The following is an 8,975-nucleotide window of genomic DNA, read 5'->3' as shown; positions in this document are numbered from 1 at the left end:
TCGTCGGATTCATTGGCCGCCTCCTCCCTTGCCGCGCACGAGCGCTTCCGGATGTCGATCGAGATAATCGGCGAGCGCGCGCACCGAGCGCGCCATATCGGTCAGCTGGCGCAGCGCTTCGGGCAGATCGTTTTGACGCATGGGGTCGCCGCCGATGGTGCGGTTCGCGGTCGCCACCGCGCTGTCGGCCTCCCGCGCGGTTTGGCGCAGCTGCGTGACGAGCGGGCCGATCTGCGGCGAGACCTCGCGCAGCGTGCGATCGATCTGCGCGACCGAGCGGTCGAGATGATCGAGGCTATCGGCGATCTGGGGCGACGAGGACAACGCCCGGACACGCCCGGCGATACGGCGAATGTCCTCGCCCGTCTGCTCGATTGGCAACGCGTCGATCTTCGTCGCCACATGATCGGCCTTCGTCATGATGTCGTCGGCTTTCGCCATGATCGCGTCGATGTCGCCCGACGACACGCTCGGGATGTCGGTCTCGCCTGCGCGCGCCGTCAACGTGGCGCTCGGCGCGCCCTGAACGAAGTCGAGCGCCACGCCGCGTTGGCCGATGAGCGGCGGATCTTGCGCGAGCCGCGCGCGCAGGCCGTTCGACACGAGTCGCCGCAGCATGTCGTCGACGACTGGCCGCCAATTGCCGTCGGCCGGCTTGGCGGCATCGGCCAGGCCCAGCTTCGTCGAATCGATGGCGATCTCGACCGGCGTATCGAGCGTGCCCGTGCGAGCGTCGTAGCGCAGTTCGACGTGGGCCACCTGGCCGACGCGAAAGCCGCGCAGCCGCACCGGCGCCCCTTCGTCGAGTTGTCCGACAGCGCCCGGAAAACGAACCGTGTAGGTGACGACCGGCCCGCCCGGCGCATACTCGCGGCTGCTGCCGACGAAATGGCTCGTCGATGCGCCCGCGCCCGGGTCCATGACGATTTCGGGGCCGCCGAGCATCGCCTTGGCCGTGGACGGATCGCTCAGATTCAGTTGCGCTCCCTTCACCCAAAAGCGCGTGCCTGCGCGCAAATACCGCTTCGCGGCGCGATCGATCTCGACCTCTACATCGACGTGGCGGCCATCGTCGTCGAGCGACACGTCCCGCACTTCGCCCACCTTGACGCCTCGCAGCGTGACCGACGTGTCGTCGGCTTTCATGCCGTACGCATCGTCGAACACGATCGTGACTGCCTCGCCGCCGTGCACGAGCGCGCGAATGCCGAGCCACCCGGCCACGCCGCATGCCGCGATCGGCACGGCCCAAATCCACCCGGGCCAGCGCGTGCGCCGAACGTCGGCCGCTTCGGTATGACGGTCGCGCTGTTCGGTCATGATCGCCTCGCTCGTGCTGCGTCCCACATCAAACGCGGATCGAACGCGCGCGACGCGGCCATCGTCAGGATCACGACCAGCGCGAACGCCGTGGCGCCGTCGGCCGGGCGCGAGCTCGCCAGGCCGTCGAAGTCGATCAGAGGAGCGAACGCCGCGATGGTGAAGACGTCGATGTTCGACCAGCGGCCGAGTTCGTCGATGAGCCGATACAAGAACGTCTTCGTGCGCAGATGGCGATCCGAGCGGCGCACGATCGACACGATGAACCATCCCATGCCGGCCAGCTTCATGAAGGGGATCGCGATACTCGTGAACGTGATGAGCAGGCCGAGCGGCCACAGCCCGGCCTTGAACAGCTCCGTCACGCCGTCGATGATGCGGTGTCTCACGACATGGCCGAGTTCGACGGACAACGTCATCGGAAACAGATTCGCGGGAAACGCCAGAACGAACGCCGCCAAGCTGAGCGCGGCGGCGCGCGAGACGGCGGCCGGCTTGCGTTTGCGCAGCGTCAGTGCGCAGCGGGGACATGGACGCCCCGCATGCTCGATGGGCGCGATCAAGTCGCACGCCGTGCACGAGAGCACGCGCTCGCCGGGGCCCACGTGCCGCTCGGGGGCGATCGCGCGCCACACCGTGCGGCGATCGAGCGTCGCCCGAGTCAGCATCGACATGAACGCGGCCACGACGAAGCAATACCCGCCGGCGTCGATCGACCCGGTCAGATCCTGCGTGACCCGCGTGTAGCCGACGAAGCATCCAATCAGGTAGACGTCGGGCATCGCCCAGGCGTCGAGCCAGATCGTCCAGCGATAGCAGCGGCCGAGCCAGCTCGGGCGCCATCCCCGCAAAACGGCGGTGAGCACGACCGAAAGCGCACCGAAGCGCACGAGCGGCAGCACGATTCCGGTCATACCCAATACCAACGCCAGCAACTCGAACCGTTGCCGGTACATCATCACGATGCCCGAGCTGAGCAGCGACGAGCGCTCGGCGCCGAGCAGATGCACTGTCATCAGCGGCGACAGGTTGCCGGGCAGCAGCAGCACGAACGTCGTCAGCGAACAAGCGAGCGCCGCGCCCAGCGAGCGGCCGCTCGCGCGTTCGAGCGGGTAGTGGCAGACACGGCAGCGGGCCAGCATGCGCCCGGGCAACGTCGACGTATCGGCCAGCGCGCCGCACTCGGGGCAACCGATCGTCATGCGGCCTCGCTCGCCGAGGGAGGCCGCGCGGCGCGGGCGAGCGCGGGCGCCTGTCGCCAGGCGGCAGACGGACGAAAACAGCACATCATGTTGGCGGCCTCCGCGCTCGCGAACGAGCGGCAATCGGGGACAAAGGATAAAAACTGCCCTCAGCATGGACCGTGCCCGGCCCCGCTCGAGAACTGTCATGCCTGCCGCGCTGCACGCTCCCGCTGACGGGCCGCGCGTGCGTCAAGGTGATCGTGACCGAGCATGCCGTGTTCGACGTCACGCAAGAACGTTTGCTGCTGCGCGAAATCATTTCGCATGCGACACTCGACGACGTGCGCGCCATGACGGCAGCGCCGTTCGCGCTGTCGCCCACGTGGTGCGCGCGCTCGGCGAATGCGCTTTAACGCTTCGACTCCTTGACTCCGGAGACTCCGAACGATGTCCACCGCTGCTGGCGGCCGCTCGGCCGAATGGTTCTTCGATTTCGTCTCCCCTTTCGCCTATTTGCAACTGGAGCAGTTCGGCAAGCTGCCCGCCTCGCTGCGCGTCGAACCGCGGCCCGTGGTGCTCGGGGCCATCCTCGCCCATTGGGGGCAAAAAGGCCCGGCCGAAATCGCGGCCAAGCGCGCGTTCACCTATCGCCACGCGCTTTATCGCGCGCAGAAGCTCGGCATCGCCTATCGGATGCCGCCCGCTCACCCATTCAATCCGATCAAGGCGCTTCGGCTGGCGATCGCGATGGGCGGATCGCTCGACGTCGTAACGCGCATATTCCGCTACATCTGGCGTGACGGCCTCGACGCGGCCACGCCCGAGGGCTTCGCCGCGCTATGCCGGGCGATGGACTTCGCCGAAGGCGTCGAAGCCGTCGAAGCCCCCGCCGTCAAGCAAGCGCTTCGAGACAACACCGACCGCGCCCTCTCGCTAGAAGTCTTCGGCGTGCCGACGTTTGCGCTCGAGGGCGACCTCTTTTGGGGCGAAGATGCGACCGACCTCTTCGTCGACTGCGTCAACTCGCCCGCTTGGCTCGATTCGCCGGAGGTTCGACGCATCGGCGCGCTGCCGATCGGCGTGCAGCGCTCATGACGACGGCGCGTGAACGCTCGAGCAAGCTATTCGGCGATGAACTTGGCGCTCAATTCGGCGCCCAATGCCCGCGCACCCAGTCCCAATGGTTGCCGGCCCACACGTAATGCCCCTTCACCCAGTGATAGCCCGGCGCGGGCGCGACGGGCACGGCCTCGACGAGCGGCTCCGGCCGCGGCGGCCGCGCCGGTTCGACGATGCAGGCCGACAGCGACGCGGCGGCCGCCGTGACGGCGAGTGCGAGCGAGGCCCGCTTGCGAAGGTGGGTAAAGCGAATCGTCATGTAAAAACCTCCCGTTGATTACGTTGGTTGCGTTGTGTCGTTGTGTCGTTGTGTCAAACGCCGACGAGCCCTGTCGCCGGCTTAATTGCTTTCGTTTGCGGAAAGAGCGTCGCGAACGTGCGATGCGGATCGAGGCCGAACGTTTCGCTGGCCGCACCCGCGATCACGGCGTCGAGCGACGTCGTCGGCCGCAGGTCGCGTCCTTCGTACAGGTCGGACGCACGCAACCCCGGCCAATCGGCCAGCACGCGTCCGCCGCGCACCGCGCCGCCCGCGAGCATCGCCGCCGTGCCGGTGCCGTGATCGGTGCCGCCCGTGCCGTTGACGGCGGCCGTGCGGCCGAACTCGGTCGCCACGACGACCGTCGTCTGCGCCCATACCGGCCCGAGCCCTTCGTGCAAGGCGCCGAGCATCGCGTCGAGCGCCTTGAGCTGGGCGGCAAGCCGAGCGCTTTGTCCCGTGTGCGTATCCCACCCCCCCGTTTCGATCATCGCGATGCGCGGCCCATCGGGCTTGGCGAGAAAGCTCGCCGCGAGCTTGCCGAGACTCGCGGCGTCGCCGCGCCCGCGCACACCGCCCGCCATGTCGCGCGCGGCCATGGCCGAGCGCCATAGCGGGCCGAGCTGCGCGTCGTGTTCGTAAAGCGAGCCCACGCGCAGCAGCAAATCATCGGACGCGCTGGGCAACGCCGAAGGCGCGTACGAGGCCACATCGATCTTGCCGCGCAGCGCCGCCGGCACCGTGGGCGCGAATGCGATCGCCTCGGCTCGGCTCGGCCCGACGAGCGCCACAAGACGGTTCAGCCAACCGTCGTGCACGCTGTACGGTGCGCTGCCGCCTGTCTCCAGTATGTTTTGTCCGTCGAAATGCGACCGATCGCGATACGGCGTCGCCACGGCGTGCACGAACAACGCCTGTTTTTGCGCGTAGAGCTGCGCCGTGTGCTGCAGCGAAGCGTGCAGCCCGAACGTGCCGTCGAGCCGCGTCATGTCGGACGGATCGACGGCGATAGGGCCGCGCAGCGACGCATAGGCGGGGTCTGCATAAGGCACGACGATGTGCAAGCCGTCGGCCGCGCCGCGCTGAATGATGAAGACGAATCGGCGCTCCGACTGAACGCTCGCGAACACCATGTGCGGCGCGACGAGCAACGCGCCCGCGCCCGCGGCGGTGAAGCTCAAGAATGCACGGCGTGTCGGCATGGTTCACCTCCTTTGGAAGTCGGGCGATACGAGCAGGAGCGCGAGCGCCGTTTGCGCGCTTTCCGCGCGCGAAACCGCAAGCGCGGTAGCGGGACTGAGCGAGCCGCAGGTAATCGCCGGCCCTAGCGTTCTGGCGTCGATGCGGTCCCCCACGCGCGCGGCGATCCGCTGCGCGAGTTCGACGCGCCGCACGAGCGCATCGGGCGCAGCCCAGCTCGCCGCGACATCGTCGTAGCCCGCCGGCGAGCCGGGCCGCCATACCGGCTGCCCCAGCTGCGTCAAAAGCGGCGCCGCCTTGACGCCGTCGAGTGCGCGCGCGCCGAGACCGCGCATCGCCGAGATGGTCCAGTCCCACGGCGCCTTGAACTTGACCGGGGTGCTCGACCAGGCCTCGGGAGCGGCCACCAGCGCACGGTAGACGGTCGGCAGGTCGCCGCCGCTCGACCGGAACGCTTGCGCCAGCCGGGCGACGAGCGCCGGGCTCGGATCGTCGCCGGCGAAATGACGGGCAAGCTTCATCGCGACGTGATGCGCGGTGGCGGGCGCCACCGCCAAGTCGTTCAGGATCGCGAGCGCTTGGGCTTCGCCGGGTTCGTCATAACGCTGGCCCATGATGGTGCGCTGGCCGGGCTCGTGCAGCGCCGGGCGAAAAACGAACGTGCCCGGCGCCCCGCCCACGCCTTTCGGCCCAACTAGGCTCCATCCCGTCAAGGCGCGCGCGAATTCGGTCACGTCGTCCTGGGTATAGCCGCTGCGCACACCGAGCGTATGCAGCTCCATGATTTCGCGGGCGAGGTTCTCGTTGAGCCCCCGCTTGCGCTGCGGATTGCGCGCGTCGGCACGCATCGCGGCTGCGCTGTCGGGCCCGACCGAGTTCGCCTGGTCGAGGAACACCTGCATCGCAGGGTGGCGCTCGACGGCGAGCAGCATGTCTTCGAAGCGGCCCAGCACGTGAGGACGAATGGCCTCGACTTCGAACGCACCTGCGAGCGCGGCCACTTGCGGCTTCTCGGTCGAAATCGCGAAGTGATTGCTCCAAAAGTGCACGAGCCGCTCGACGAACGGCGATCCCGTCGTCAGGGCGCTTTCGACGCGTGCGTCCACCGCGTCGCGATAGGCGTCGACCACTTCGGCGCGCACCATCTTGCGCGCGGCAAGCTTGGCTGCTTCGCCCGCGCCGCTCGCCGCTTGCTGCCGCGCGGCGGCAAGCGACTGTACGAGCGATGGCGCGTCGGGCAGCCGCGCCCAGGCGGGCGGCTTCGGATCGTAGCGGTCGAACTGCGCCAGCAGCCAGGCTTTCGGATTGGCGGGCGGCGACTCGTCGTCGCGCGCGCCCAGACCGAAGCGGTTCAACGCGATCGCGGCCTCGGTCAAATGCGGTGAATCGTTCATGCGCCCCTCGCTCGGGTTTCGACGGTGCGTCGATATGCTGCTTAAACGGCGCGCTCGCGCGCGATCCGTCGCTTTGCCTGAAATTTTTTTCGTTCGAACAAGACAAGAAGGGGCGTGCGGCAACGACATTCCTAGCGCCCGAGCGCAAACGGCCTATGCTAAGAGAACGCCGCCCTCGCTTGCCGAGCACGGTCGCCCGCTCTTTCCTCCTATGGAGGTCCGCCATGTCGATGAGTCCCACCCTAGAGGCGTGCCTGCAGAACAAAGGCTGCCAATACGAAGTCCTTCACCACCCATACAGTCACTCGAGCATCGAAACGGCCTCGGCCGCGCACGTGCCTGGCGAGCGTCTCGCCAAAACGGTCTTGCTCGAGGACGAGCAAGGCTATGTGGCGGCGGTCCTGCCGTCCACGCACGCGGTGCGTCTCTCGGAGATCTGGGAGATGACGGGCCGCCATTTGACCCTCGCCAGCGAAACGGACATGCGCGAGTTGTTCAAGGATTGCGAACCCGGCGCGCTGCCGCCCGTCTGCACCGAATACGGCATGATGACGTTCCTCGACGAGAGCCTAGTGCAGCAGCCCGACGTGTATTTCGAAGCGGGCGACCACGAAGAATTGGTGCATATGAAGAGCGACCAATTCCTTTCGCTGATGGACCGCGCCGAACGCGCCCGTTTCGCTCACCGGATGCAAGGCATCTCGATGTAGCGGGGCCCGGCGGCGAACGGCGCCCGGCTGCGCTCACTGCGCGTCGGGCGCGGCGCGCGACGCCTCCTGGGCGTTAGCCGGCCGCTGCGGCTGCGGCTGACGCCATTGCCCGCGCAGCCGTAGGCTTTGCGCGAACGTGGTGCGCTCGGCGGGCGTGAGCGTCGCGACGAAATCGGCCACCGCCGTTTCGACGCGTTCGCGAACGGCGCGGTCGGCGTCGCGCGTCGCCGCGAGCGCCGAGTCCAACGCTTGGCGGTCGAATTGCGGCGCGGCGACGCGCTGCAGTACGTCGTGGCGGTCATCGCGCGCTTGCTTCACGAGCGGGCGCACCTCACGGCGCGCCTGCCGCAGTGCATCAAGAAATTGCCGCTGCCGCTCCGGCGAGAGCTCTTGCGCCGCGAAACGCAACGCCTGCGGCGCGGCGGCCGGGGCCGCGGCCACCTTCGCCGTATCGTGCGAGGCGAACCAGCGATAGGCTCCGCCCACGATCGCGCCAACCAAGAAGATGTTCAGCGCCACCGAGCCGATGCAAAGGACTTTGATTGCGCGGGTCGTCATTCCACCCCCTCCTCGCCGCCGCCCGAGACGCCGAATCCTGTCGACCAATAAGAGGGCTCATGGGCCGTGGCAACGCCCTCGCCCCGCGCGATGAAAAACGACGTCGCCATCGCGCCGGCGACGAGCCCCGCCACGCCGGCGCCCGCCAGCGCGGCCCCCGAGAGCCACCAAAGCCGCGGCCGCGCACCCTGCGTCCCGCGGCGGCCCGCGCCTTGCGCGGAGGCGATGATGCGCCGCCGCAACGACCGGTCGACGGGCTCCCCCGTATCGGCGGCGAGACCCGCATCGAGCCAAGCGGCGGCCGCGAGCCGCGCTTGCGCTTCGTCCGGATGCGCTTGCGCGAAATCGCAGGCCGCGGCGCGCTCGGCGTCGGGCCAGCGTCGCGAGTCGGCGCCGTAGGCGTCGACGATCCGGGCGAATCGTTGGGAGGTCATCGTCGTCATGATCGATCCTTACAAGTACGCTTCGTTTGCGCGTGCGCATCGGCCTGCGTCAGCTGCGCGCGCACGTTGCGGCGGGCGCGAACCAGCAGGCTTTCGAGCGCATCGACCGTGATGCCCATCAGGCCGGCCGTTTCGGCGTTCGACAGCTCCTGGTAGTAGGTCAGCACCAGGGCCTCGCGCTGCCGCACCGGCAAGGCGGCCAGCGCCTGGCGCACACGCGCGCCGTGCTGCCGCGCTTCGAGCGTCGCCTCGGGCCCGGACGGCGCGGCTTGCGCCTCGTCCGGCGCCGCGTCGTCCAGCGCATCGTCGGGCGTCTCGCGCCGGCTGCGCAGCCGGTCGTAGCAGAGATTCATCGCCACGCGGTGCAGCCAGGTATCGAAGCGCGCCTCGCCTTCGCGCCAATGCGGCGCTTGTTTCCAGATCCGCATGAACGCCTCCTGCGCCACGTCTTCGGCCTCCATCCGATCGCCGAGCATCCGCACGGCGAGCGCGAGGAGCCGCGGCAGCTTGCGCGCGACCAGCTGGCGCACCGCCGACGGTTCTTCACGGGCCACGCCGGCGATCAAATCGGCATCCGGATCGCGCTCGCTCAATGCCGGGCGTCTCCCGTATCGGGGGGGGATAAACGGTTCATGCGGTCCACGTTTTTCATCGTAGATCTAACTCCGGTTTGAAACCCCGCCCTTCAGGGCGGTGAGCTGGGACCCCGGCCTGAAGGCCGGGGTTTCAGCGATTCTTTGGGAGGGGTGCAAACCCCTTCCAAAAGTGTTCAGCCAAACCGGCCTGAA

General features: G+C 68.4%; 11 protein-coding genes. 3 read left to right on the top strand and 8 right to left on the bottom strand.

Annotated elements, in window-relative coordinates; translation table 11 throughout:
- Nucleotides 1-9: 9 nt before the first annotated feature.
- Entirely contained in the window at nucleotides 10-1,320 is a 1,311-nt protein-coding gene (locus ACTHNR_RS27835; RefSeq protein WP_440552309.1) for an MlaD family protein, read from the bottom strand.
- Entirely contained in the window at nucleotides 1,317-2,522 is a 1,206-nt protein-coding gene (locus tag ACTHNR_RS27830; RefSeq protein ID WP_440552307.1) for a paraquat-inducible protein A, read from the bottom strand. Before ACTHNR_RS27830 ends, ACTHNR_RS27835 begins: the two co-directional genes overlap by 4 nt.
- A 161-nt stretch (nucleotides 2,523-2,683) precedes the next feature.
- Between ACTHNR_RS27830 and ACTHNR_RS27825 the strand changes: the two genes are divergently transcribed.
- Together ACTHNR_RS27825 and ACTHNR_RS27820 are read left to right on the top strand one after the other, a co-directional pair.
- Nucleotides 2,684-2,917 (top strand): hypothetical protein, encoded by a 234-nt coding sequence (locus tag ACTHNR_RS27825; protein WP_440552306.1) that lies wholly within the window; start codon nucleotides 2,684-2,686, stop codon nucleotides 2,915-2,917.
- A gap of 34 nt (nucleotides 2,918-2,951) precedes the next feature.
- Nucleotides 2,952-3,599 carry a 2-hydroxychromene-2-carboxylate isomerase gene (locus tag ACTHNR_RS27820; protein ID WP_440552304.1) on the top strand — a complete coding sequence of 216 codons (648 nt, stop codon included), beginning with the start codon at nucleotides 2,952-2,954 and terminating at the stop codon, nucleotides 3,597-3,599.
- A 49-nt stretch (nucleotides 3,600-3,648) separates the two neighbouring features.
- On the opposite strand, the gene ACTHNR_RS27815 is transcribed toward ACTHNR_RS27820, so the two are convergent.
- Genes ACTHNR_RS27815 through ACTHNR_RS27805 form a run of 3 tightly spaced genes read right to left on the bottom strand, consistent with a single transcriptional unit; the run spans nucleotide 3,649 to nucleotide 6,476 of the window.
- Entirely contained in the window at nucleotides 3,649-3,882 is a 234-nt protein-coding gene (locus ACTHNR_RS27815; protein ID WP_440552302.1) for a YXWGXW repeat-containing protein, read from the bottom strand.
- Between the two features lie 53 nt (nucleotides 3,883-3,935).
- Complete coding sequence (locus tag ACTHNR_RS27810; protein WP_440552301.1) at nucleotides 3,936-5,084, bottom strand: DUF1501 domain-containing protein; 1,149 nt, start codon at nucleotides 5,082-5,084, stop codon at nucleotides 3,936-3,938.
- 3 nt (nucleotides 5,085-5,087) lie between these two features.
- Nucleotides 5,088-6,476, bottom strand: a complete 1,389-nt coding sequence (locus ACTHNR_RS27805; protein WP_440552298.1) for a DUF1800 domain-containing protein — start codon at nucleotides 6,474-6,476, stop codon at nucleotides 5,088-5,090.
- 224 nt (nucleotides 6,477-6,700) lie between these two features.
- Here ACTHNR_RS27805 and ACTHNR_RS27800 point away from each other — a divergent pair, with 224 nt between their 5' ends.
- Nucleotides 6,701-7,186 (top strand): aminoacyl-tRNA deacylase, encoded by a 486-nt coding sequence (locus ACTHNR_RS27800; RefSeq protein ID WP_440552295.1) that lies wholly within the window; start codon nucleotides 6,701-6,703, stop codon nucleotides 7,184-7,186.
- Nucleotides 7,187-7,219: 33 nt separating this feature from the next.
- Here the strand turns inward: ACTHNR_RS27800 and ACTHNR_RS27795 are convergent, their stop codons facing one another.
- Genes ACTHNR_RS27795 through ACTHNR_RS27785 form a run of 3 tightly spaced genes read right to left on the bottom strand, consistent with a single transcriptional unit; the run spans nucleotide 7,220 to nucleotide 8,780 of the window.
- Nucleotides 7,220-7,744, bottom strand: a complete 525-nt coding sequence (locus ACTHNR_RS27795; RefSeq protein ID WP_440552293.1) for a periplasmic heavy metal sensor — start codon at nucleotides 7,742-7,744, stop codon at nucleotides 7,220-7,222.
- A complete protein-coding gene (locus tag ACTHNR_RS27790) occupies nucleotides 7,741-8,187 on the bottom strand; it encodes a hypothetical protein (protein WP_440552290.1) in 447 nt (148 codons plus the stop codon). The genes ACTHNR_RS27795 and ACTHNR_RS27790 overlap by 4 nt, the downstream gene beginning before the upstream one ends.
- On the bottom strand, nucleotides 8,184-8,780 hold the full coding sequence (locus ACTHNR_RS27785) for an RNA polymerase sigma factor (protein ID WP_440552288.1): 597 nt from the start codon (nucleotides 8,778-8,780) through the stop codon (nucleotides 8,184-8,186). Before ACTHNR_RS27785 ends, ACTHNR_RS27790 begins: the two co-directional genes overlap by 4 nt.
- Nucleotides 8,781-8,975 lie beyond the last annotated feature (195 nt).

The organism is Trinickia sp. (genome assembly GCF_051954495.1).
Lineage (GTDB): Bacteria > Pseudomonadota > Gammaproteobacteria > Burkholderiales > Burkholderiaceae > Trinickia.
The sequence above is the reverse complement of the archived record's forward strand: the minus strand, read 5'-3'. Positions and strand labels throughout refer to the sequence as shown.